Origin of the sequence: Streptomyces tamarix, assembly GCF_032423885.1 — a bacterium.
In the GTDB taxonomy this organism is placed as follows: domain Bacteria; phylum Actinomycetota; class Actinomycetes; order Streptomycetales; family Streptomycetaceae; genus Streptomyces; species Streptomyces tamarix.
Map to the genome: position 1 here is coordinate 1 of NZ_JAWCTQ010000038.1, position 22,364 is coordinate 22,364.

Annotated in this window: 22 protein-coding genes; 11 read left to right on the forward strand and 11 right to left on the reverse strand. The window is 76.2% G+C overall.

All coding sequences use genetic code 11. The features are described from left to right. Window positions 1-46 precede the first annotated feature (46 nt). The 4 genes from RND61_RS24655 to RND61_RS24670 form a co-directional block, all read right to left on the reverse strand. On the reverse strand, window positions 47-427 hold the full coding sequence (locus RND61_RS24655; protein WP_315880272.1) for a VOC family protein: 381 nt from the start codon (window positions 425-427) through the stop codon (window positions 47-49). A 183-nt stretch (window positions 428-610) separates the two neighbouring features. Beyond that, window positions 611-760 (reverse strand): hypothetical protein, encoded by a 150-nt coding sequence (locus RND61_RS24660; RefSeq protein WP_315880273.1) that lies wholly within the window; start codon window positions 758-760, stop codon window positions 611-613. A 34-nt stretch (window positions 761-794) separates the two neighbouring features. Beyond that, a complete protein-coding gene (locus RND61_RS24665) occupies window positions 795-1,145 on the reverse strand; it encodes a PRC-barrel domain containing protein (protein ID WP_315880274.1) in 351 nt (116 codons plus the stop codon). 218 nt (window positions 1,146-1,363) lie between these two features. Continuing rightward, entirely contained in the window at window positions 1,364-2,008 is a 645-nt protein-coding gene (locus tag RND61_RS24670) for a tryptophan 2,3-dioxygenase family protein (protein WP_315880275.1), read from the reverse strand. Between the two features lie 524 nt (window positions 2,009-2,532). Between RND61_RS24670 and RND61_RS24675 the strand changes: the two genes are divergently transcribed. From RND61_RS24675 to RND61_RS24690, 4 genes are read left to right on the forward strand one after another with little or no spacing between them, the layout of a single operon-like run. Beyond that, window positions 2,533-3,684: a polyprenyl synthetase family protein gene (locus RND61_RS24675; RefSeq protein WP_315880276.1), complete on the forward strand. Its 1,152-nt coding sequence runs from the start codon at window positions 2,533-2,535 to the stop codon at window positions 3,682-3,684. Then, entirely contained in the window at window positions 3,681-5,249 is a 1,569-nt protein-coding gene (crtI, locus tag RND61_RS24680; RefSeq protein ID WP_315880277.1) for a phytoene desaturase family protein, read from the forward strand. The genes RND61_RS24675 and crtI overlap by 4 nt, the downstream gene beginning before the upstream one ends. Next, window positions 5,236-6,225: a phytoene/squalene synthase family protein gene (locus tag RND61_RS24685; RefSeq protein WP_315880278.1), complete on the forward strand. Its 990-nt coding sequence runs from the start codon at window positions 5,236-5,238 to the stop codon at window positions 6,223-6,225. The genes crtI and RND61_RS24685 overlap by 14 nt, the downstream gene beginning before the upstream one ends. Next, complete coding sequence (locus RND61_RS24690) at window positions 6,222-7,226, forward strand: DUF5914 domain-containing protein (RefSeq protein WP_315880279.1); 1,005 nt, start codon at window positions 6,222-6,224, stop codon at window positions 7,224-7,226. Before RND61_RS24685 ends, RND61_RS24690 begins: the two co-directional genes overlap by 4 nt. A gap of 115 nt (window positions 7,227-7,341) precedes the next feature. Here RND61_RS24690 and RND61_RS24695 read toward each other — a convergent pair whose 3' ends face one another. From RND61_RS24695 to RND61_RS24705, 3 genes are read right to left on the reverse strand one after another with little or no spacing between them, the layout of a single operon-like run. Continuing rightward, window positions 7,342-8,901 carry an FAD-dependent oxidoreductase gene (locus tag RND61_RS24695; protein WP_315880280.1) on the reverse strand — a complete coding sequence of 520 codons (1,560 nt, stop codon included), beginning with the start codon at window positions 8,899-8,901 and terminating at the stop codon, window positions 7,342-7,344. Further along, on the reverse strand, window positions 8,898-9,632 hold the full coding sequence (locus RND61_RS24700; RefSeq protein WP_315880281.1) for a class I SAM-dependent methyltransferase: 735 nt from the start codon (window positions 9,630-9,632) through the stop codon (window positions 8,898-8,900). Before RND61_RS24700 ends, RND61_RS24695 begins: the two co-directional genes overlap by 4 nt. Beyond that, a complete protein-coding gene (locus RND61_RS24705) occupies window positions 9,629-10,849 on the reverse strand; it encodes an FAD-dependent oxidoreductase (protein WP_315880282.1) in 1,221 nt (406 codons plus the stop codon). Before RND61_RS24705 ends, RND61_RS24700 begins: the two co-directional genes overlap by 4 nt. 419 nt (window positions 10,850-11,268) lie before the next feature. Here RND61_RS24705 and RND61_RS24710 point away from each other — a divergent pair, with 419 nt between their 5' ends. After that, the gene (locus RND61_RS24710) at window positions 11,269-13,683 is read left to right on the forward strand and encodes an ATP-binding cassette domain-containing protein (RefSeq protein WP_391654064.1); all 2,415 of its coding nucleotides are present in this window, start codon (window positions 11,269-11,271) and stop codon (window positions 13,681-13,683) included. 121 nt (window positions 13,684-13,804) lie between these two features. Continuing rightward, window positions 13,805-13,975, forward strand: a complete 171-nt coding sequence (locus RND61_RS24715) for a hydrophobic protein (RefSeq protein WP_315880284.1) — start codon at window positions 13,805-13,807, stop codon at window positions 13,973-13,975. Window positions 13,976-14,242: 267 nt separating this feature from the next. On the opposite strand, the gene RND61_RS24720 is transcribed toward RND61_RS24715, so the two are convergent. Genes RND61_RS24720 through RND61_RS24730 form a run of 3 tightly spaced genes read right to left on the reverse strand, consistent with a single transcriptional unit; the run spans window position 14,243 to window position 16,142 of the window. Then, window positions 14,243-15,256, reverse strand: coding sequence for an iron-containing redox enzyme family protein (locus RND61_RS24720; protein WP_315880285.1), 1,014 nt, complete (start codon window positions 15,254-15,256; stop codon window positions 14,243-14,245). 3 nt (window positions 15,257-15,259) lie between these two features. After that, window positions 15,260-15,475 (reverse strand): CDGSH iron-sulfur domain-containing protein, encoded by a 216-nt coding sequence (locus RND61_RS24725; RefSeq protein WP_315880286.1) that lies wholly within the window; start codon window positions 15,473-15,475, stop codon window positions 15,260-15,262. Beyond that, the gene (locus tag RND61_RS24730; RefSeq protein WP_315880287.1) at window positions 15,459-16,142 is read right to left on the reverse strand and encodes a HemK2/MTQ2 family protein methyltransferase; all 684 of its coding nucleotides are present in this window, start codon (window positions 16,140-16,142) and stop codon (window positions 15,459-15,461) included. The genes RND61_RS24725 and RND61_RS24730 overlap by 17 nt, the downstream gene beginning before the upstream one ends. Window positions 16,143-16,345: 203 nt before the next feature. Here RND61_RS24730 and RND61_RS24735 point away from each other — a divergent pair, with 203 nt between their 5' ends. From RND61_RS24735 to RND61_RS24755, 5 genes are all read left to right on the forward strand, one after another. Next, window positions 16,346-16,741, forward strand: a complete 396-nt coding sequence (locus tag RND61_RS24735; RefSeq protein WP_315880288.1) for a VOC family protein — start codon at window positions 16,346-16,348, stop codon at window positions 16,739-16,741. Between the two features lie 235 nt (window positions 16,742-16,976). Next, on the forward strand, window positions 16,977-17,261 hold the full coding sequence (locus tag RND61_RS24740; RefSeq protein WP_315880289.1) for a hypothetical protein: 285 nt from the start codon (window positions 16,977-16,979) through the stop codon (window positions 17,259-17,261). Then, window positions 17,258-18,178: a hypothetical protein gene (locus tag RND61_RS24745; RefSeq protein ID WP_315880290.1), complete on the forward strand. Its 921-nt coding sequence runs from the start codon at window positions 17,258-17,260 to the stop codon at window positions 18,176-18,178. The genes RND61_RS24740 and RND61_RS24745 overlap by 4 nt, the downstream gene beginning before the upstream one ends. Window positions 18,179-18,839: 661 nt before the next feature. Continuing rightward, window positions 18,840-20,204, forward strand: a complete 1,365-nt coding sequence (locus tag RND61_RS24750) for a hemolysin family protein (protein ID WP_315880291.1) — start codon at window positions 18,840-18,842, stop codon at window positions 20,202-20,204. Then, window positions 20,201-21,226 carry a hemolysin family protein gene (locus RND61_RS24755; RefSeq protein ID WP_315880292.1) on the forward strand — a complete coding sequence of 342 codons (1,026 nt, stop codon included), beginning with the start codon at window positions 20,201-20,203 and terminating at the stop codon, window positions 21,224-21,226. Before RND61_RS24750 ends, RND61_RS24755 begins: the two co-directional genes overlap by 4 nt. 81 nt (window positions 21,227-21,307) lie before the next feature. On the opposite strand, the gene RND61_RS24760 is transcribed toward RND61_RS24755, so the two are convergent. After that, window positions 21,308-21,832, reverse strand: coding sequence for a hypothetical protein (locus tag RND61_RS24760; protein WP_315880293.1), 525 nt, complete (start codon window positions 21,830-21,832; stop codon window positions 21,308-21,310). Window positions 21,833-22,364: the final 532 nt, after the last annotated feature.

Genomic DNA, 22,364 nt, shown 5'->3' on the forward strand with positions numbered 1-22,364 from the left:
GCCCGCGGGGCGCCCCGGACGGCTCGGCCGGCCGCCGCGCGGCCCCTCAGTCGGTGACGTACGTGTGGGTGAGGAACTCGATCGAGTGGCCGTCGGGGTCCTCGACGTACACGCCGCGGCCTTGGTGGTCGTGGTTGATCCGCTGAGGCTGCCGGTGGTGCGGGTCGGCCCAGTACGGCAGGTTCCGCTCCTTGACGCGGGCGAGGATCTCGTCGAACTCGTCCTCGGAGACGAGGAGGGCCAGGTGCTGGGGGACGATCGCGCCGGAGTCGTCGAGGTAGTCGAGGGTGACTCCGCCGTCGAGCGGAACACTGGCGAAGGGACCGAACGGCTCGGGGTCCGGTGCGGCCAGCAGCCCGGTCAGGAAGCGGGCGCCGGCGAAGCGGTCCCGGCTGCGGACGATGGTGTGGTCGAGACGTGCGGGCACGGTGTTCCCTCCTTGACCTCGTCGGGTGCCTTCACGCTATGCCGGGGGGCCGGCACGGGGGATCGGGCACGAGGACCAGATCGGGGGTCCCGAAAGACGTAGGGAAACCGTCGGGGGCCCGAAGACGGGATCACCCGCACGGACGCCGCCGTCCGTGCGGGTGAGGGCCGTGGGCCGTCGCTCTCAGTGGCGGCCGCCGCGCAGCTTGCCGAGCAGCCGGCGGGCCTGCTCCCGCTTGCGCGGGTCGGCGGCGGCCCGCCGCGCCTGGTCCGTCAGCTTCCGCCCCTGCGGGCTGCGGCCGAACTCCTTGAGCCGATTCATCAGACCGGACATGACCTCTCCTCTTCGTACGGACGGGAACGGACGCTCAGCGGAAGAACGCCAGGTAGTAGTCGGCGAACTCCATGCGGTGTCCACCGTCGTGGTCGTGCTTGTCCGGAACGTACTCCGGAGCGTTCTTGATCTCCTCCTTGGCGCGGGAGACGTGGACCAGCCGCTGCTCGCTGTCCACGGAGGTGATGATCCCGGCGGGGAGGAGGACCTGCTTGCCGAAGATCCACGGCCCCGTGTCCACGACGAGGTAGCACGCGCCGACCTCGGCCGAGTGCTTGTCGACCTTGCCGACGGTGCCGTCCGTCGCCTCGACCTTGTACCCGGTCAGGTCGGTGCCGGGCACGTAGTTCGCCGCCTCGGGGCAGGCCCAGATGTCCGTGTGCACGTCACACTCCTCCTCACACCCCGCTGGGGGGTCGATGTGTGACACCCGTCTGCCCCGCGGACCGGTGTCCATACCTGCCCGGCACGGCCACCGGCAACCCCTCCGCCAAGCCGTTCCACCGTGGTGGCGGCTCCGCACGCGGGTTTGCGCTTCCGCTCCGCCCTCCCCTTCCCGCACCCGGTCCTGACCCCTCGTCAGCGCCATGGGCAAAGGCCGGGTCAGGGCGAGGGGAAGGACCGGGGCAGATCCGGGAGGGCGGGACGCTGCCGTCCCCGCAACCAGGCCACACCGGTTGTTCCACCGGTCCCGGGCGCGTCCGCGATGAACCGCTCCGCGACGCGGATGTGCCCGCGCTGCCACTCCTCCACGGTCGACGCCAGCGCGCCCAGGCTCCGCACGACACGCTCGGAGCCGTCCGAGGCGGCCCCCTCCCGCCGCACGGCGGAGCGCAGGGCCGCGGTGAGCGGACTGGGACGTCCGTCGATCCCCATCAGGGAGAGGAAGGAGGAGAACTGGTGCGACTGGGCGGCGCTGGCGCCTCCCAGCCCCGGACGGAAAGCCGCGAACTCCTCCACGGGAAGGTGGTCGAACAGCCGGAGGAGGTCCCTCAACGCCGCCACCAGGGCGTCGGCGCGTTCCAGGTCCTCGTGGACCCGCGGCCAGTCGACCCGCGGACTCCGCAGCCCCTCGATCGCGGCGTGGGTGTCCGCCAGGAGCTGCTTCAGGAGCAGTTCGGAAGCCTGGTGCACCACGATGAAGAAGTGCTCGCTGCTGCGCCTGCGGGCGAACTCGGGGCCGGTCACCGGCTGCTGCAGTTCCAGCAGCCGGTCGAGCCGCAGGTAGCGACCGTATTCAGTGCCCATGTGCCTTCCGCTCCCGTAGGCGCCGGGTGCGGGCCGGCGCGGTGCGCCTTCCCCGGCCCGGCGTCCGGGCCGCTCGGCGGCCCTCCTGCGGAACCGTCCGGCGGGCGTCCCCCGCAGGGGCCGGGCCGTGGCCCGGGCGCCTCGTCGTCCGGAGGGGAGGAGACCCGGACGGCGGCACGCGGAGCCGCTTCCCATGCTAGGCGCGGCTCCGGCCGGCGGCGACTCGATCCCGACGGCGACCGGGTCCCGGAAGCCGGCCGCCCTCCCCCCGGCCGGGCGGGGCGCCGAGGCGGTCCCGTCGGAGTGCGGGGAGGAGGCCCCCGCCCCAGGAGGGCGGCGGCGACCGGGTCCCGTTCGCCCGACCGGAAGGCCCGCGGTGGGCCGCCCGGGCGCCTCCCCTGTGGGCCGTACCGGTGAGCCGGCCCTCGACAGGGTGCCGTACGGGGCAGGAATGAGCGCATCCGTGCCGGGGCCCGGGACGGAAGCACGGACGACGGGGGGCCGGAAGACCGAAGGGAACGCGCATGCCCGGTACGCGCACGACCAGGGCCCGCGGCGACGGCCGGGCCGGGCGGGGCGGCACGCCGCGCACGGCGCGCGACGCCACCGCGGCCGTCGAGGCGGTCCTCGCCGAGCACCTCGACGCCCGGCTGCACGAGGCGCGCGAGGTGGACCGGGTGTACGCCCGGGACGTCGCGGACCGCGTCGCCGCCTTCACCCGGCGCCGCGGGAAGCGCCTGCGCGCGGCCTTCGTGTGGTGCGGCTGGCGCGCGGCCGGCGGGACCGGCGACCCGGGGACCGTGCTGAGGGTCGGCGCGGCCCTCGAACTCCTCCAGGCGTGCGCCCTCGTGCACGACGACGTCATGGACGAGTCGCCGATGCGCCGCGGGGCGCCGTCCGTGCAGGCGGACTTCGCCCTCATGCACGGCACGGCCCGCATGAGGGGCGCCCCGGAGCGCTTCTCGACCGCCGCCGCCGTCCTCGCCGGCGACCTGGCCCTGGTGTGGGCGGACGACCTGCTCGCCGAGACGGCGTTCGGCACGCCCCACACGGCACCGCTCCTGGCCGAGTGGCGGGCCATGCGCGGCGAGATGGTCGCGGGACAGTACCGCGACGTCCACGCCCAGGCGACCGGCGCGTCCGGCGTGGACGAGGCCGTCACCATCGCCGCGCTCAAGAGCGCGCTGTACACCGTCGAACGGCCCCTCGCCCTGGGGGCGGTCCTCGCCGGGGCCGACGCGGCCGTCCTGGACGCGCTCCACTCCGCCGGGCGGTGCGCGGGGCTGGCCTTCCAGCTCCGCGACGACCTGCTCGGGGCCTTCGGGGAGTCGGCGGTGACGGGCAAACCGGCCGGTGAGGACCTGCGCGGCCGCAGGCTCACCTACCTCTTCGCCGTCGCCTCCTCCCTGGCGGAGGAGGCCGGTGACGAGGAGGCGGTCGAGGCCCTGCGGCCCGAGGGGCCGGTCGTCACGGACGAGGAGGTCGCCCGGATGCGCGCCGTGATGGAGCGGACGGGCGCGCGCGCCGCCGTCGAGGCGAAGATCGGGGACCTCGCGGCCATGAGCGTGCGCCACTTCGCGGCGACCGGCGCGGACCGCGCCGCCCGGGAGGAGTTCGCCGCCTCGGTGGAGATGGCGGCCGGCACCGCGCCGGACCGTGCCGGGGAGGACGCGTGAGGACCGTGCCCGGACCGGTCGGCCACGTCGTCGTGGTCGGCGCGGGGCTCTCCGGCCTCGCCGCCGCCCTCCACCTGCTCGGCGCGGGCCGGCGGGTGACCGTCGTCGAGCGGGAGGCCGGGCCGGGCGGCCGGGCGGGCAGACGGGACCTCGGCGGGTACCGCGTGGACACCGGCCCCACCGTGCTCACCATGCCGGAACTGGCCGACGAGGCGTTCGCCGCCGTCGGCGACAGCCTGTACCGACGGCTGGAGCTGGTGGCGCTGCACCCGGCGTACCGGGCGTGCTTCGCGGACGGCTCGACCCTCGACGTCCACACCGACGCCGACGCCATGGAGGCGGAGGTCCGGCGGTTCGCCGGGCCCGCCGAGGCCGCGGGGTACCGCAGGCTCAGGAACTGGCTGGAACGCCTGTACCAGGTGCAGATGGGCCGGTTCATCGACACGAACTTCGACTCCCCGTTCCAACTGCTCCACCCGGACCTCGCCCGGCTCGCGGCGCTGGGCGGCTTCGGGCGGCTGGCGCCGCGCATCGGCGCGTTCCTGTCGGACGCGCGCCTCCGGCGGGTCTTCTCGTTCCAGTCCCTGTACGCGGGGGTGGCCCCCGCCCGGGCGCTCGCCGCGTACGCGGTCATCGCCTACATGGACACCGTGGCGGGCGTGTACTTCCCGCGCGGCGGCGTGCACGCCCTCCCGCGGGCCATGGCGGACGCGGCGGGCGGGGCGGGGGCGCGGTTCCACTGGTCGGCGGAGGTGACGCGGCTGGAGCGCGGAGCGGGCCGGGCCCGCGCGGTCCACCTGTCGACGGGGGAGCGGATCGCCTGCGACGCGGTCGTGCTCACCCCGGACCTGCCCGTCGCCCACCGCCTGCTGGGGCGGGCGCCCCGGCGGCCGGTGCGGTTGCGGCACTCCCCGTCCGCCGTCGTCCTCCACGCCGGCACCCGCCGCACGTGGCCGGAGCTCGCCCACCACACGATCTCCTTCGGCGCGGCCTGGGAGGACACCTTCGACGAACTGACGCGGCGGGGGAGACTGATGAGCGACCCGTCGCTGCTGATCACCCGGCCCACGACGCACGACCCGTCCCTCGCCCCCGAGGGACGCCACCTCCACTACGTCCTGGCCCCCTGCCCCAACACCACGACCGGCCCGCCGTCCGCGTCGTGGCACGACCTCGGCCCCCGCTACCGGGACAGCCTGGTGGCCGAACTCGAACGCCGGGGACTGGACGGGTTCGACGCCTCCGTCGACCGGGAACTGCTCGTCACCCCCCGCGACTGGACGGCGCAGGGCCACGCGGCGGGCACCCCGTTCTCCGTGTCCCACACCTTCGCGCAGACGGGCCCGTTCCGGCCGCGCAACCTCGTGCGCGGCTGGGACAACGTCGTCCTCGCCGGATGCGGGACGACCCCCGGCGTGGGGGTCCCCACGGTCCTCGTCAGCGGCAAGCTCGCCGCCGCCCGGATCACCGGCGCCCCCCGCCGAGGCCGGCGGCCGGCCACGGCCGGCCCGTCCGCCCGTACCGTCGCGCCCTCCCGGAAAGGCAGCGCCGATGACCCGCCGTGAACTGGACGCCGCGGGGATCACCGATCCCCGCCTGCGCGCGGCGTACGCGCGGTGCCGGCAGCTCAACGCCCGGCACGGCAGGACGTACTTCCTCGCCACCCGGCTGCTCCCCGTCGAGCGCCGGCCCGCCGTGCACGCCCTCTACGGGTTCGCCCGCTGGGCGGACGACATCGTCGACGACCTGACCCGCCGGTGGACGCCCCCGGAACGCGACCGGCTGCTGCGCGCCCTGGAGGACGACCTCGCGGACGGGCTGCGCGGAGCCGGCGGCGGGCCCGTGGTGCGGGCGGTGGCGGACACCGCCGACCGGTACGGGATCGACCACCGGCTGTTCGCCGACTTCATGGCCTCCATGCGCAGCGACCTGAGCGTCACGGACTACCCGACGTACGCGGACCTGCGCGCGTACACGCACGGTTCGGCGGCCGTGATCGGGCTGCAGATGCTGCCGGTGCTCGGCACGGTCGCGCCCCGCGAGGAGGCGGCCCCCCACGCGGCGGCCCTCGGCGTGGCGTTCCAGCTCACCAACTTCCTCCGGGACGTGGGGGAGGACCTGGACCGCGGCCGGGTCTACCTCCCGGCGGACCTGCTCGCCGCCCACGGCGTGGACCGCCCCCTGCTGGAGTGGAGCCGGCGCACCGGGCGCCGCGACCCCCGCATCCGCGCCGCGCTCGTCGCCGCGGAGCACCTCACCCGGGGCGTGTACCGGGAGGCGGAGCCGGGCATCGCCCTGCTCGACCCCCGCGCGCGGCCCTGCATCCGCACGGCCCGCATCCTGTACGGCGGCATCCTCGACGCGATCGCCGCCGACGACTACGCCGTGCTGCACCGCCGTTCGGTGGTGCCGCGCCGGCGCCGGGCCGCCACCGCCGCGGTGGGCCTCGCGCACGTCCTGGGCGCCCGGGTGCGCGCCCGGACGGCGCCGCCGTCCCCGGTGGCGCCCGCCCCGGCGGAACGGGAGCGGTGCGCCCGATGAGCGAAGCCACCGGCAGGACCGGCTGGACCCCTCCGCTGAGGATCCGCCGGGGTCCGCGCTGGGAGGATCAGCGGCCCACGTGGCGGGAGGCGGGGCCGGCCCTGATCGCCGACGCGCTCGAACGGGCCGCCGCGAGGCCGTCGGGCAACTGGTTCGTCGTCGGCGCCTCGCGGGACATCGCGGACGGCCGCCCGTACGGGCGGGCGGTCGCCGGGACGGAGGTCGTCCTGTGGCGGGGCGGATCGGGCGCGCTGCGGGCGGGGCCGGGGGCCTGCCCGCACCTGGGCGCCCCGCTGCGCGACAGCCGGGTCGTCTGCGGGACGCTGCGCTGCCACTGGCACGGACTGGCCCTGGACGGCCGGCCCTTCGCCGGGTGGGAGCCGTTCCCCGTCCACGACGACGGGGTGCTGGTGTGGGTGCGCCTCGACGGGGCGGGCGGGGAGGAGCCGCTGGAGCGCCCCGCGGTCCCGGCGCGCCCGGCCCCCGGCGGTGCGGTGGACGCCGTGTTCACGGCGGTGGGGCGGTGCGAACCGGAGGACGTGGTCGCCAACCGGCTGGACCCGTGGCACGGTGCGTGGTTCCACCCGTACTCCTTCGTCGACCTGCGCGTCGTGGAGGCGCCGCGGGGGGAGGCGCGGGACGCGTTCGCGGTGGAGGTGTCGTTCCGCGTGGCGGGACGGCTCGTCGTCCCCGTGCGCGCCGAGTTCACCGCACCCGGGCCGCGCACGGTCGTCATGCGCGTCACCGAGGGGGAGGGGGCGGGCTCGGTGGTGGAGACGCACGCCACCCCGCTCACCGCTCCGGCGTCGCCCCGCCCGCGGACCGCCGTCGTGGAGGCGGTCGTCGCCTCCTCCGACCGGCGCGGCTTCGCGCTGGCGCGGGCCGCCGCCCCGCTGCTGCGTCCCCTGGTGCGCCGGGCGGCCGGCCGGTTGTGGCGCGACGACCTGGCCTACGCCGAGCGGCGCTGGGAACTGCGCGGCAGCGGCCGCTTCCCCGGCTGACCGCCCGCCGATCCCGGCCGCCCGCCCCGTCGCCCCGGCCGTCCCCACGGCTCCTCGGCCGGCCCGCCCCGCCGCGGCCGGGGGACGCCCGTACGCGGCCCGGCGCCGCCCGCGGTCAGCCGCTCCCCGCCAGGGCGGCGAGGGCCCGCAGCGCGGCGGACCGCCCCGCGCGCGGGACGGTCCACAGGACCTGCCCCCGTACGCCCCAGCCGGCCAGGAGCGCGTTGGCGGCGAGGAAACCCGTGGTCGCGGCGCGCTCCATCAGGGCGACCGGCAGGTCGCAGCGGACCGCGTCGCCGGCCGTGACGACACGCGGGTGCCCCGTGCGGACCGCCGGGCGCCGGTGGTGGGTCCCGACGGGGAACATCGGGCAGTCCGCCCGCCACTCGTGCCGCGCGTCGACGGCCCGCGCGTCACGCGTCTCGGGGTAGACCTCGTGCAGCCGGTCGACGAGCCGGTCCCGCACCTCCTCCGGCTCGGCGCCGGGGTCGACGGCGTACGCGTGCAGTTCCACCACCGACCCGCCGGTGCGCGCGGCCCAGCGCGCCGCCTCGCCCTCCCAGCGCTCCAGGACGCTGACGTTGTCCAGGCCGCCGTAGCCGCTGGTGCCGAGGAACCCGGGCCTGTCCCGGCGCACCGGCCGGTCCAGCCACAGCCGCGACACGAGGAAGGGCGGCGCGTCGCGCAGGGACGCCACGTCGTCGCGCCACGCGGCGCCGCCGAGCCCCGGGGACGCCGCCACGAGGGCGCGCAGCCCGCCGGCGTCCAGCGCGAGCACCACCGCCCGGTGCCGGTCGCGCCCCCCGTCCGTCTCCACCAGCAGGTCCTCGCCGTCCGGGCGGACGCCGCGCACCGGCGTCCCGGCGCGCACGTCGGCCCCGAGCCCCTCCAGGTACCCGCCCAGGGGCTCCCACAGCGCCTGCGGGTAGGGCTCGCGCACCACGTCGAACAGCAGGCCCTCGGAGGAGCCGAGGAAGTAGATGTGGAACATCACCATCAGCTCGGCGGCCGACAGGTGGCGCGGGTCGGCGAAGAAGCTGCGGGAGAAGACCTCGAACGCCAGGTGGCGGGCGGCTTCCGGGAACCGGACCCGCCGCAGGAAGTCGGAGGCGCTCACCCCGTCGAACCGTTCGTACACCTCGGGCACGCGCACGTCGAACAGCGGCAGCGCGGCCCGCGGGGCCATGTCCGCGAGGTCCCGCCAGCCGAAGGTCGGGCTGAGCGCGGCGAACCCGAGCGCGCTCCACGGGGGCGTGCGGGGCACCTTCGCGAACCCGTCGGTCAGCCCGCGACGGTGCCGCAGCGGGTAGTCGGGCAGCGGCACGAGCCGGTCCAGTCCCGGGTCCGTCCGCCGGAGCAGGCCGCGCAGGTTGTAGTACTGGCGGAAGAAGGCGTGGAAGCCGCGGCTCATGGTCGCCTCCGAGCCGTCCGCCAGGCGCGTGCGCCACCCCCTGACGCGCCCGCCGAGCGTCTCCTCCCGCTCGTAGAGGGTGACGCGCGCGCCGCGTTCGGCGAGCGCCGTCGCCGCGGCGAGACCGGCGATGCCGCCGCCGACCACGGCGGCGCTCGGCCGGTCGCCGGTGAAGCGCTCCCGGCCGGGGGCGGGCAGGACCACCTCCGCCCGCCGGTCCCGGCCCCGGCGGGCGGCGCCGGAACGCCGCGGGGCCGCGCTCACCGGCCGTCCTCCCGGCCGCTCCGGTGGCCGCTTTCGGCGAGGAACGTGTGCACCACCCCGGTCTGCCATCCGGCGACCGGCAGCGTGCGCACGTCGCTGAACCCCGCGCGCGCGAGCCGGGCCGCGAAGGCGGGCGCGGAGTCGAAGGCGAGGACGCTGCGCCACAGGTGGCGGTAGAGGTCCCGGTCCCCGGTGAGCGTCCCCGCCGGGACGATCACCGTCCGGCAGACCGCGGTCCACAGCGCGCGGTGGAGCGGGGACCCGCTGAGGCTGTACTCGTGCACCGCCAGGCGCCCGCCGGGCCGCAGCAGGGCGCGCACCGCGGTGAGGACGGTGTCGGGGTCGGTGACGTTGCGCAGGAGGTACGCGGCGAACACGGCGTCGTACGGCTCCCCGGCGCGGCCCGCGGCCAGTTCCTCGACGGTCAGGTGCCGGAAGCGCACGTTCTCCGGCCACGGCTTGGCGAGGGCGCGGCGCAGCATGCCGGCCGACGCGTCGACGGCCGTGACGTGTGCGCGGGGGGCGGCTTCCAGCAGCACCCGCGTCGAGGCGCCGGTGCCGCACCCGAGGTCCAGCAGGCGGAGCCCCGCCCCCTGCTCCGGGAGGCGCAGGCGCCGCGCGGAGCGCCGCAGACCGGCGTGGTGGCCGGGGTTGGCCGCCGTCAGGCGGTCGTAGGCGGGGGCGGCGCGGTCGAAGGCGGCGGTCAGGTCGTGGTCCCGCAGGAGCGTCATGGGGGGTTCTCTCCGGTTCCGTGGGGGGCGCGGCGGCGCAGGAAGGGGACTTCGGCGGCGGTGCGGAGCATGGGGCCGACCGGGGTGCGCAGGCCGATGCCGAACTCCTCCCACGGGGAGGTGGCCCCGTCGAGGAAGCGCAACAGGCGCTCGGCCGGGACGCGGCGGAAGAGGCCGGTGAAGAAGTCCGGTCCGTCCACGCGGCCGGTGTCCAGCGCCCGGAGCAGCACCGCGTCCATGGCGAGGGCCCGACGGCCGTGCGGGGGCGGCACCACCTCGCCCCCCTCGCTCAGCGCGCGGGCCACCCTCCGGCTCTGCCGCTGAACGGCGGCGAAGGTGTAGCCGGTCGCCGGGCGGGTCGCGCCGCCCGCCGCGCCGATGCGGAACACGGCCCGCCCGGCACGGCGGGGGAAACGCGCGTCCGTCATGGGGATGACCCCCTGCTCGGCCGACTCCACCGACAGGGCGCCGAGCCGGAGCACCTCGCCGGTGTAGTGGCGCAGCGCCGCCTCGTACGCGGCCGTGCCGAGCGGGGCGCGGGAGAACTCCGTGTACTCGACGAGCGCCCGGTCGGGGGCGAGGGGCAGCACGTAGCCGAACGCGAGGCCGTGGCGCGGCTGCGGCACGCGGAAGTCCATCAGATCCGCGACGCACGGGTCGAAACGCGGGGCGGCGGTGCGCACGAACCAGCCGCGGAAGTGCTGCAGGAGCGTCGTGCGGGCGGGCGGCAGCCGGCGCGGCGGCCGGGAGTCGAAGACGTACCCGGCCCGCAGGGTCAGCCCGCGGCCGTCGGGCGCGGTGCAGCGGACCTCGGCCCCGTGGGCCCCGTCGCGCACGTCGTGTGCCGTCGCGCGCAGGACCCGCGCCCGCGGGTGGCGGGCCAGACGGGAGTGGACCAGCGACTCGAAGGACGTCGAGCGCAGCATCCGGTAGCGCAGCGGCGCCGGGTCCGCGGTGATCGCGTCGCCGTCCCGGCCGTGGACCCGCAGCCGGGTCCAGGAGGCGGCGACCGCCTCGTCGAACTCGCCCGGCCCCTCCTCCCAGTAGCACCAGGTGCGCTCCGCGGGGCGCAGCGGGCCGTCCGGCGCCTCCACCACGGTCACGGCGGTGCGGCCGGTCCGGGTCAGGTGGTGGGCCAGGCTCAGCCCCGAGGCGCCGCCCCCCACGATCACGACGTCCGTCTCCGCCCCGCTCCGCCCGGCCGGGCCGCCGCTCACCGGCGGTGCCCCTCGGCGGGCGGCGCGCCCCCGCGGGGCCCGGGGCCGGTGCCGTCCGCGCCGGCGACCGGCACGGGCGTCCTGTCGATGTCCATGCCCCGCTCCCTGCCGCGGTCCCGTTGACGTACGCGCTTCGGCCGCCCGCCCGCGGACGCCGTGAGCGGTGTCCAGCGGACCACGTCGCGGGCGCCGATGCCAGGCGCCGCCACGGCCGTAGCCCCATCGGGCGACCCCCGGGCGGCCGGTCGCCGCGCGACGGCCGCTCCGAGGGCGGTGAGCGCCTCCGCGAGGGCCCCGCCGCCCCGCCCCGGCAGGGCCCCGGCCGCCGCTCGGCCCGGCGGTCACGGGCCGGGGCCCGAGCACCCTCAATCGCACAAAGTTTCGGTTCGAGCCGGTAAACTGCGTACACTGTACAGATCATGTGGGTCCCCGGTTCGTCCCGGCCGCCGGGGCCGCCGTCGTGCCGCGTCCGCCCCGACCGGCGCGCCGCGGCTCCTCGACGCCCTCGAACCCCCGGCCCACCCCGGCGCAACGGAGGCCATCCGGTGAACACGACGACGCACCCCGCCGACAGCCACGACCTGATCCGTGTCCTGGGAGCCCGGGTGAACAACCTGCGCGACGTCTCGGTGACCCTTCCCAAACGTCGCCTCACCGTGTTCACCGGGGTCTCCGGATCGGGCAAGAGCTCCCTGGTCTTCGGCACGATCGCCGCGGAGTCCCGGCGGCTGATCAACGAGACGTACTCGGCCTTCGTCCAGGGCTTCATGCCGCAGGCCGCCCGCCCCGACATCGACGTCCTGGAGGGGCTGACCCCGGCCATCGTGGTCGACCAGGAGCGCATGACGCCGCAGTCCCGGTCCACCGTGGGCACCGCCACGGACGCCCACGCCATGCTGCGCATCGTGTTCTCCCGCCTCGGAGTGCCGAGCGCGGGACCCGCGTTCCACTACAGCTTCAACCAGCCCGCCGGCGCCTGCCCGCGCTGCGAGGGCACCGGCCAGGTCTCCGACATCGACGTCGACGCGCTCGTCGACCGGGACCGGAGCCTGGCCGGGGGAGCCATCCGGGTGCCGGGCTACACCCCCGGCGGCTGGCTCGTGGGCGTGTACACCGGCTCGGGCTTCCTGGACCCCGACAAGAGGATCCGCGACTACACGGAGACCGAACTGCACGACCTGCTCCACCGCGAGCAGACCAAGGTCAGGATCGGCGGATCCACCCTCACGTACGAGGGACTGGTCCACCGGGTGCGCAAGTCCCTCCTCTCCAAGGACAAGGACGCCCTGCAACCGCACCTGCGCGCCTTCGTCGAACGCGCCGTCGCGTTCGCCCCCTGCCCCGAGTGCGGCGGGGCGCGCCTGAACGAGGCCGCGCTGGCCTCCCGCATCGGCGGCGTGAACATCGCCGAGTGCTGCGCCATGCAGATCAGCGACCTGGCCGACTGGGTCCGCGGCCTCGACGAACCGTCGGTGGCCCCGCTGCTGGAGAACCTGCGCCGCACCCTCGACTCGTTCGTCGAGGTCGGCCTGGGATACCTGTCGCTGGACCGCCCCTCCGGGACGCTGTCGGGCGGCGAGGCGCAGCGCGTCAAGATGATCCGCCACCTCGGCTCCAGCCTGACGGACGTCACCTACGTGTTCGACGAGCCCACCGTGGGCCTCCACCCGCACGACATCCGCCGCATGAACGACCTGCTGCTGCGCCTGCGCGACAAGGGCAACACCGTCCTGGTGGTCGAGCACAAGCCCGAGACGATCCTGATCGCCGACCACGTCGTCGACCTCGGCCCCGCCGCGGGCACCGCCGGCGGCCGGGTCTGCTACGAGGGCGACGTCGACGGGCTGCGCGCCTCCGGCACCCTCACCGGCGAGCACCTCGGCTACAAGGCCGCCCTCAAGGACCGGGTCCGCACCCCCACCGGCGTGCTGCCGGTGCGCGGCGCCGACCGGAACAACCTGCGGCACGTCGACGTCGACGTGCCGCTGGGCGTCCTCACCGTGGTCACCGGCGTCGCCGGGTCGGGCAAGAGCTCCCTGGTCCACGGGGCCGTCTCCCGCGCCGACGGCGTGGTCGTCGTCGACCAGACGGCCATCAAGGGCTCGCGCCGCTCCAACCCGGCCACCTACACCGGGCTGCTCGACCCGATCCGCACCGCGTTCGCCAAGGCCAACGGGGTCAAGGCGGCCCTGTTCAGCCCCAACTCCGCGGGGGCCTGCCCCGCCTGCAAGGGCGCCGGCGTCGTCTACACCGACCTGGCCCTCATGGCCGGCGTGGCGACCGTGTGCGAGGAGTGCGAGGGCCACCGCTTCCAGGGGGAGGTGCTCAAGCACACCCTGGGCGGCAGGAACATCGCCGAGGTGCTGGCCATGCCCGTGGCCGAGGCCACCGACTTCTTCGCCCGGGACGGCGCGGCGAGCGTCCCGGCCGCGCACAGGATCCTGGTGCGCCTGCGGGAGGTCGGCCTCGGCTACCTCACGCTGGGCCAGCCCCTGACCGCCCTGTCCGGCGGGGAGCGGCAGCGCCTCAAGCTCGCCGTGCGGATGGCGTCCGACGGCGGCGTCTACGTCCTGGACGAGCCGACCACCGGCCTGCACCTGGCCGACGTCGCCCGCCTCCTGGCGCTCCTGGACCGGCTCGTGGACTCGGGCCGCTCGGTGGTGGTCATCGAGCACCACCTGGCCGTCATGGCGCACGCCGACCACATCATCGACATGGGGCCGGGGGCCGGACACGACGGTGGCCGCGTCGTCTTCCAGGGCACCCCCGCGGAACTCGTCGCCGACCGGTCCACCCTGACCGGCGAGTACCTGGCCCGGTACGTCGGGGCGTGACGGGAGGGCCGCCGCGCGCGCTCCTCCCGCCCGGCGCGGCGGCCCGCGGCCCGCGGTCGAACAGACACGGACGTGTGTGCGTGTCCTGACGGGGCACACGAGGGAGCGGAGGCTGATAATCATGGTTCCCCTGCTACTCGTTCTTCTGCTCGTCCTGATCCTGTTCGGTGCGGGCTTCGCACTGGAAGCGCTCTGGTGGGTCGCGGTCATCGTGTTGGTGGTGTGGCTGCTGGGCTTCGTCATGCGCTCGGCGGGCACCGGAGGCAAGCGCGGACGCTGGTACCGCTGGTAGGCGGGCCCTGGACGCCCTGCGCCGCGGCCCCGCCCTCGAATCCGTCGAGGGCGGGGCCGCGGCGTTGTGCCCGCCCCGCCCCGCCCCGCGACCCGCCGTCCGCACCCGACGGTACGGCCCGACGCGCGCCGGTGGCGGCGGAGCGGGGGAGCAGGTACCGCCCGGCCGGGCGGGCGCCGCGGCGGGCGGTCGCGTCCAGGACCACCGGCGCCCGGCGGGGGCACGGCCGCCACCGGCGCGCCGCGCCCCCGCCTCGCAGCGGCTTCCTCACAGCGGCTTTCGCAGACTCGTGGCGCCTTCGCGCCAGGCGCCCAGCAGGTGGTCCCCGAGACGGTCCTCCAGGAGGACGGTGGCCGCGATCCCGAAGGCCACGTCCGGAGCGAGCGCGGGCTCGTCGGACAGCAGCCCGCCGATGACGTCCCTGCGGACGATCTGCTCGTGCACCGCGTCGGCGGTCACGTGCTCGGCGTAGAAGTGCTCGGCCGCCGGGCCCGCGCCGGTGCGGCGCATGGCCTCGGCGAGCCGGCGGGACCCGGGCGACGACGTCACCTCGACGGTGGCGAAGTGCCCGACGAGGGCGCCCCGCAGGGCCCGGTGCAGCCCGAGGAGGGACATGAGGGTGACGTTCGCCAGCATCTCGGCGGGGGCGTGGTCGAGGTACCGCCCGTAGCGGGTGTCGAGCCCCAGGTCGGTCATCAGGTCGGCGAAGAGCCGCGCGTGGACCCGTTCGGGGCGACCCCCTCCGAACTCGTCGTACTCGACGGCCACGAACGCCGCCTTGGCCCTGCCGTGCAGCCGGGGGATGACCCAGGCGTGCGGATCGGCCTCCTTGAGGTGGTAGAGGGACCGCTGGGCGGCGTACTCCCGCAGGTGCCACAGTTCCCCCTTGTCCCGGAGGAAGTGCGAGACGCCGTCGCCGTCGACGGGCTCCACGAGCAGCTCGTCGAGCGCGTCGTACACGTCGGCCCGGTCATCGGTCCGGGCGCGCAGCTCGTCGAGGAAACGGCCCTCCATAGCCCGGCGCAGCGCGAGCAGGCCCGGGTCCCACTCCCAGGCCGGGTCGACGCCGTGGAAGCCCCGGTAGTGCAGCTCGTAGCAGACGTAGAGGGCCAACTGGAGATCGTCGCCCAGGGGGTCGGCGGCCCGTACGGCGCCGGGGCCGGGCACCGGTCCGCCCGCCGGGCCGCGCAGGGACTCCAGCACCCCCTCGGACACCTCTCCGCGCGCGGGGGGCAGCTCGCCTTCGCGGGCGTCGTCCGCCCGCGGGGTCCGGTCCTGCATGGATCACCTCTTCGTACGTCGGCGGTGGCTCGTGTCGCACCAGGGGTAGGTGCGGCTGCGGCGGCAGGTGCACAGCGCCACGGCGAACCGGTCGGACCGCACGACGGTCCCGTCGTCGAGGGCGACCTCGACCGGGCCGTCGAGCAGCAGGGGTCCTTCCTTGGTCACCGTGACGCGGCAGGGCGGGGCGGGCGGGCGTTCCTCAGGGCCGGTGGGCACGGATGATCACCAGTTCTTCCTTGTCCTGGCCGGGAGCGATCAGGCCCCGGCGCTCCAGCCAGTCGGAGCGCGAGCGCAGCACGGGGCCGAAGGGCACGGTGCTGCGCCGGGCGACGGCCGCCACCAGGCCCGCCCGCTCCAGCCGCTCGATGGTGGGCGTGACGCCGCTCAGCGCCGAGTGCACCAGCAGCAGGACGCCCGAGGGGCGCAGCAGGTCGGCCGCGCCGTCGCAGACCCGGTCGAGCACCGCCCGGCCGTCGTGGCCCGCGTCCCAGGCGACGGCGGCGCCCCGCCGGGGTGGCCGCTTCCGCGGGGAGGGGACGTACGGCGGATTGCACACGATCAGGTCGAAGCGGCGGCCGGCGGCGGGCGCCAACAGGTCGCCGTGGAGGACGCGGATCCGCTGCCGGGCGAGGAGCGCGTGCAAGCGGGTCGTGATCACCGCGCGCCACGAGCGGTCGACCGCGGTCACCCGGGCGCCGCGCCGTGCGGCGGCGAGGGCGAGCGCCCCGCTGCCGGTGCCCACGTCGAGCACCTCCGCGCCGGCCGGCAGCTCCTCGCGTTCGATGGCGTCCCTGAGGAGGAACGTGTCGGACTGCGGCGCGTACACCCCCGGGGTGAGCAGCAGTGTCCCACCGACCCGGCCGGTGTCCAGCAGACTCGGCATACGGCTCCCTCGAAAGGTCGTGCCGGCGGCCCGGTGCCGCCCGGCTTTCTTGATCCTCGGGTGCCCGCTGGTGCCGTTTTCATCCGTTGGGGGAACGGCCGGGGCCACGGCCCCACGCGGAGGCGACCCCCGGTGCGTCCCGCACGCCCCGACGCGCGGCTCTGCGGGGCGTGTGGGGGGAGGACAGGGGGCAGAAGGGAGCCATGACGGTAGCGAAGAGTAGTGTCCTGGTCCTCGACTGTTCCGAACCCGAGGCGCTGGCGGAGTTCTACGCCGGCCTGCTCGGTGCCGACGTGCGGCGCTGCGCCGACCCCGACTTCGTGGAGGTCGTCGGCCACGACGGCGTCCACCTGGCGATCCGGCGGGATCACGGGTACGCGCCGCCGAGCTGGCCGCGCCCGGACGACTCGCAGCAGGCGCACCTCCACATCCTGGTCGCCGAGGCCGACATGGACGAGGCGGAGCGGGAGGCGGTCGGCCTGGGAGCGCGGCCGGTGGAGACCCGGGAGAACTCGGGGCCCCGTGACGTGCGGACGTACGCCGACCCGGCGGGGCACTCCTTCACCCTCGTGGCGCGGGAGGGCCGCTCTCCCGCCTGAGGGCGGCGCGCCGCCCCGCCTCCGGAGAACGGGTGAACCGGCGGGCACCGGCACGCGTGTACGGAACGGCGTCCCGGCGCGCCGCCGCCGTTCGTGCCATATTCCGCGCCGTGGAGACGACCGAACGAAGAGCGGGGGTTCCCTTCGGCCGGGCCGAGGCGGCCCTCCCGCCCGCCGAGCCGTTGGTACCGGTCGCGGCGCCGCCCTGACCGTGCGGACCGGCAGCCCGTCGCCGGTGTCCGTGCGGCGCCCGGCGCCCGCGGCCGTCCACCGGGTGCGCGTCGTCGTCGGCGCGGGCCGGGCCGACGTCTTCGTGGACGGGAGGCAGCAGGCCGCCGTACCGGTCGGCGCGTCCCCGGCCCCGGGGCAGGCCTGCGGCGGATCCACCCTCGGCCCGCGCGACACGGGCGCCGTGCGCCGGCCCGCCTTCGCCCGGCTCGCGGTCGCGCCGCTGCCGGACCGATCGACCACCGCGACCGGCCCCGCCCGGCCGGCGCGGAGACCGGGAGCCGTCCGATGACCCGCCGCGTACGACCGTCGCTGCCCCCCGCGGCCACCGCGCCGCTCGCCAGGCGCGCCGTGCTCGCCGCCGCCCTCACCGCGACGGCGTGCGGTACGGCCGCGCCCGCCGCCGCCACGCCCCTGCCCGCGCCGCCCGGGGACGGCCCGTGGCCCGACCCCGCCGGGCCCGGCGGGGACGCGTTCACGGCGGACTTCCCGACGGACGGCCTCGTCACCAACGAGTACGCCCACCGCCACCCCGCCGACCCGGCGTCGCGCACCCACCCCGACTGGACCGTCACGAGCGGTTCGCTGTTCGGCCGGTGGACCTTCGGCTGGACCGGTGTCCCCGACGACACGTCCCCGGGCCCGGACTCCGCGACCGGCACCGGCTCGTGCGTCTTCCGGTTGGCGACCCGGCGCCGGGACTTCGCCGACACCTGGATGCGCCTGCGCGCCCTGGTCGAACCGCCCGTCACCACCGCGCGCACCCCGGCGCGGGACTGGGACGGCGCCCACCTCTGGCTGCGCTACCACGGCCCGCAGGAGCTGTACGCGCTCAGCTTCCGCCGCCGCGACGGGACGGTCGCCGTCAAACGCAAGGCGCCACCCCCGCACGATCCGGCGGGCGAGGGCGTGTACACCACCCTCGCCTCCGTGCCGCACCCCCTGGAGTACGGCCGGTGGCACCGGGTCGCCGGGCTGGTCCGCGACACGGCGGACGGCGGCGTCCACATCAGCCTCCACCTGAACGGCCTCCACGTGATCGACGTGGAGGACCCCGCGCCCGGTCGACTCCGCGAAGCGGGCGGGATCGGCCTGCGCGCCGACAACACCTCGCTCGTCTTCGACGCCCTCACCGCGTACCACCCCGCACGCCCGCCGGCCGCCGGAGGACCCGACACCACCGAGCCCGACCGCCGCGAGGGCCCGTGACGGCGGGGCGGCGACCGGCCGCGACCCCGCCCCGGCGGCCCCGGCAGTCCCGGCGGCCTCGGTGGCCCCGGCGGCCCTGGTGGCCCCGGTGGCCCCGGTGGCGGAGGGGCGGCAGGGCGCCGGCCTGACCCGGAGCGCGCCCCCACCCCCGGGCGCCGGGTGACGGACCCCCGAGCCCGGGGCAGCGGCACGAGCGACGCCCACCGGCGCCCCGGCGGTCCCTGCGCGGAGCCCGGGGCACGGGGGCACGAGCCACGGCTACGGCACCGCGGACGACGCGGAGCCGACCGCCGCCCCTGCCGGACCGGTACCGACGGGCGCCGTGCCCGTGCCGGCCCGTGGAGGGGGGCGGGGGACCGGCGGGACGCCGCCCGCCGAAGACGGGGAGAGGGGCGGGGGTGGGGGAGGGCCGGGAACACGCCGGTGGGCGCGGTCGTTGACCTCGCGGGCGGAGATTCCCGAGCCGGTGGACCTTCCCGGGGACTTTGCCCTTCCTTTACCATTGGGGGGCGGGGCGCCCGCCCCGCCGCAAGCCCGCCAGAGGCCGCAGACCCCCGGCCTCAAGAACCAGAAGGAACAGCAGACCCGCAATGGGTGAACCTCCCAGTACCAGCCGTGCCGCCTTCCACACGCCCGTGACCAGGGGACGGGGGGTGGCACGGTGACCGAAGTCCTCCTGCTGCTCCTCGCGCTCGCCCTCACCCTGGCCTGCGCCGTCTTCGTGGCGGCCGAGTTCTCGCTCACCACGGTCGAGCGCGGTCAACTGGAGCGCGCCGCCGAAGCCGGTGAGCGCGGCGCCGACAGCGCGCTGAAGGCGGTCAAACGCCTCACCCTCCAGCTTTCGGGCGCCCAGCTCGGCATCACCGTGACCTCCCTGGTCATCGGCATGCTGGCCGAGCCGTCGGCCTCGGCGCTGCTCCGCGGTCCGCTGGAGTCCGCCGGCCTGCCCGCCGGCGTGGTGCCGCCCGTGTCCACGTTCCTCGGGGTGGCCGCCTCCACCGTGGTGCTCATGGTGGTCGGCGAGCTCGTCCCGAAGAACTGGGCGATCTCCCGCCCGCTGGCGGTGGCCAAGGTCGTCGCGGCGCCGCAGCGCGCCTTCACCACCGCGTTCGGCCCGCTGATCCACCACCTGAACAACACCGCGAACCGGCTCGTCCACCGCTTCGGCCTGGAGCCGGCCGAGGAGCTGGCCTCCGCCCGCACCCCGGAGGAGCTCGTCGCCCTCGCCCGGCACTCCGCGCGCGAAGGGGCGATCGAGGAGGACTCCGCGGAGCTGTTCGTGCGGACCCTGCACCTGGGCGAGCTGACCGCGGAGAACGTGATGACCCCGCGCGTCGACGTCAAGGCACTGGAGGTCCACGCCACGGCCGCCGACGCCGCGAACCTCACCCTGGCCACCGGCCTGTCCCGCTTCCCCGTCTACCGCGACTCCCTCGACGAGGTCGTCGGCACCGTCCACATCCGCGACGTGCTCGCCCTCGACGAGGAGAAGCGCCCCTTCGTCCCCGTCGCCGACCTCGCCACCGAACCGCTGCTCGTCCCGCACTCCCTGCCCGTGGACAAGCTGCTGGGCCGCCTGCGCGCCGCCCGCACCATGGCCGTGGTCATCGACGAGTACGGCGGTACGGCGGGGGTCGCCACCGTCGAGGACATCGTCGAGGAGGTCGTCGGCGAGGTCCGCGACGAGCACGACCCGCACGAGGTGCCCGTCCTCGTCGAGGACGCCCCGGCGCCCGACGGCCGCCGGGTCTGGCAGGCCGACGGCAGCGTCCGCCTCGACCAGCTCGCCGAGATCGGCATGACCGCCCCCGACGGCCCGTACGAAACCCTCGCCGGCCTCATCGCCACCCGCCTGGAGCGCATCCCCACCGTGATCGACCGACTCGACGTCGACGGCTGGCAGCTCGCGGTGCTCCACGTCGAGCACCACCGCGCCGACCGCGTCCGCCTCACCGCCCCCGCGCCGAACAACGCCGGAGACGGCACCGGCACGATCGCCGCGACCCGTCAGGAGGCGGTCCGATGACCACCCTCCAGCTCCTCGTCGGCGCGCTGACCCTGCTGACCAACGCGTTCTTCGTCGGCGCCGAGTTCGCCCTGATCTCGGTACGCCGCAGCCAGATCGAACCGGCCGCCCTCGCCGGGAACCGGCGTGCGAAGACCACCCTGTGGGGTCTGGAGCACCTCTCGGCGATGATGGCCACCGCCCAGCTCGGCATCACCGTCTCCTCGCTGGTGCTGGGCGCCGTCGCCGAACCGGCCATCGCCCACCTGCTGGAACCGCCGTTCCACGCGGTCGGCGTCCCCGAGGGCCTGATCCACCCCATCGCCTTCGTCATCGCCCTGACCCTGGCGACGTACCTCCACATGCTGGTCGGCGAGATGGTCCCCAAGAACATCGCCCTGGCCGCCCCCGCGCCCACCGCCCTGCTCCTGGGGCCCCCGCTCGTCGCGCTGACCCGGGCCCTGCGCCCGGCCGTCTTCGGGATCAACGCGTTCGCCAACGCGATCCTGCGGCTGCTGAAGGTCGAGCCGAAGGACGAGGTGGCCTCCGTCTACACCGACGACGAACTCGTACGCCTGGTCAAGGACTCCAGCGAGGCCGGGCTCCTCGACCCCGAGGACGGCGACCGGCTGCGCGACGCCCTGGAGCTGGGCACCCGCCCCGCGGGCGAGGTCATGGTCCCCCTCAACCGCATGACCACCGTCCCGCACACCATCACCCCGCAGGACCTGGAACGCGCCGCCGCGGCCCACGGCTTCTCCCGCCTGCCCGTCACCGGCCCCGGCGGAACGCTCCTGGGCTACCTCCACATCAAGGACGCCCTGGGCGCCGCCGACCGCACCGCGCCGTTCCCCCGGACCGCCCTGCACCCGATGACGCGGGTCGCCCTCGACACGCCGCTCGACGACACGATGACCGCCATGCGCGCCGCCGGCACCCACCTGGCGGCCGTCACCGGCAACAAGGGCACCGTCATCGGCTTCGTCACCATGGAGGACGTCCTGGGGGAACTCGTCGGCCCCACCACCGAGCCCGCGCTCTGAGCGGTCCGCCGCGCGCCCCCGGAACCACGGGTGTGCCGGGGCCGCCCCACCGGTGCCGCCGCCACCGCCCGGCGGCCGGGGTCACACCGCGACGACGGCCCAGCGGCGCCGCGCGCCGTCGTCGCGGCTGTTCTCCGTGCCGGCCGACACGACGCCCAGGCCCGCGAGTTCCTGCAGCAGCCGGTCGTCCTCCGGGGCGCCGGACGGCTCGTGGGACAGCACGAGGACGACGACCTGGCCGTCGCGCTCCTGGTCGGCGAGGTGGACACTGGCGCGACGGCCGCCGTCGGCGACCGCGGCCCGCACCAGCCGCACGGTCACGCCGACGACGGGGTGCTGCTCGGGAAGGGGGTGGCCCCAGGAGCGCAGGCGATCCAGGACGGCGCGCCCCGCGCGCGCCGGCGCCGAGGCCGCCGCCCACGGCGCCGTGTCGAACGTCCAGTTCCCGGCGCGCCGGTTCGCGATCCGCATCCGCACCCGCGGCCGCAGCGCGACCTGCCTGTCCCGCGGTTCCGGGCGGGGCGGCTCCACGGGGCGCTTGGGTGGGGGCGGTGTCCTCGGCGGGTAGCTCGGCGGCCACTTCTCGGCGTCCAGCGGCAGTGTCACAGGCCATCGCCCCTTCCGCGCGCGGTGCGTCCGGGTCCGGCGCCGGATCCGCACGGCCATCGTACGGCCTGTGAGGGACCGTCAGGCCGGCCTGACGGTCCCTCGACCCGAGCGGGTGAACGCGGCAGGGGCCCGGCTGGGGCCGCGGGCTGCTCGCGCGTGCCCGCCGGCTCGACCGGCCGGGTGCGCGGGGCGAACGAGGCGGGCAGCACGGTGGCCGGTGCGGTGCCGGCCGCGACGACGGCGCCGACGGCCGGGTGCGGGTCAGTTGGCCGGGCCCGGGGGTGCGAAGGGACGGGAGACCCGGTCACCCGTCGAGCCGCCCGGCTCGCGGAACGGCTGGCTCCCGAGAAGCGGAATGCATGATTCCCCCATGGGGGCAACACGGTTGCATCACAATCGGATTCGAACAGTCCAACTGTCGCGAAAATGGCGAAGGGCCGCGGTGACCTGCCAGTACGTTCCTCTGGTTCATTTCTTGCACTTCTGAGGAGCCCCGAACCAGATGAGAGAACGTGCGCCCGCCCTGGCG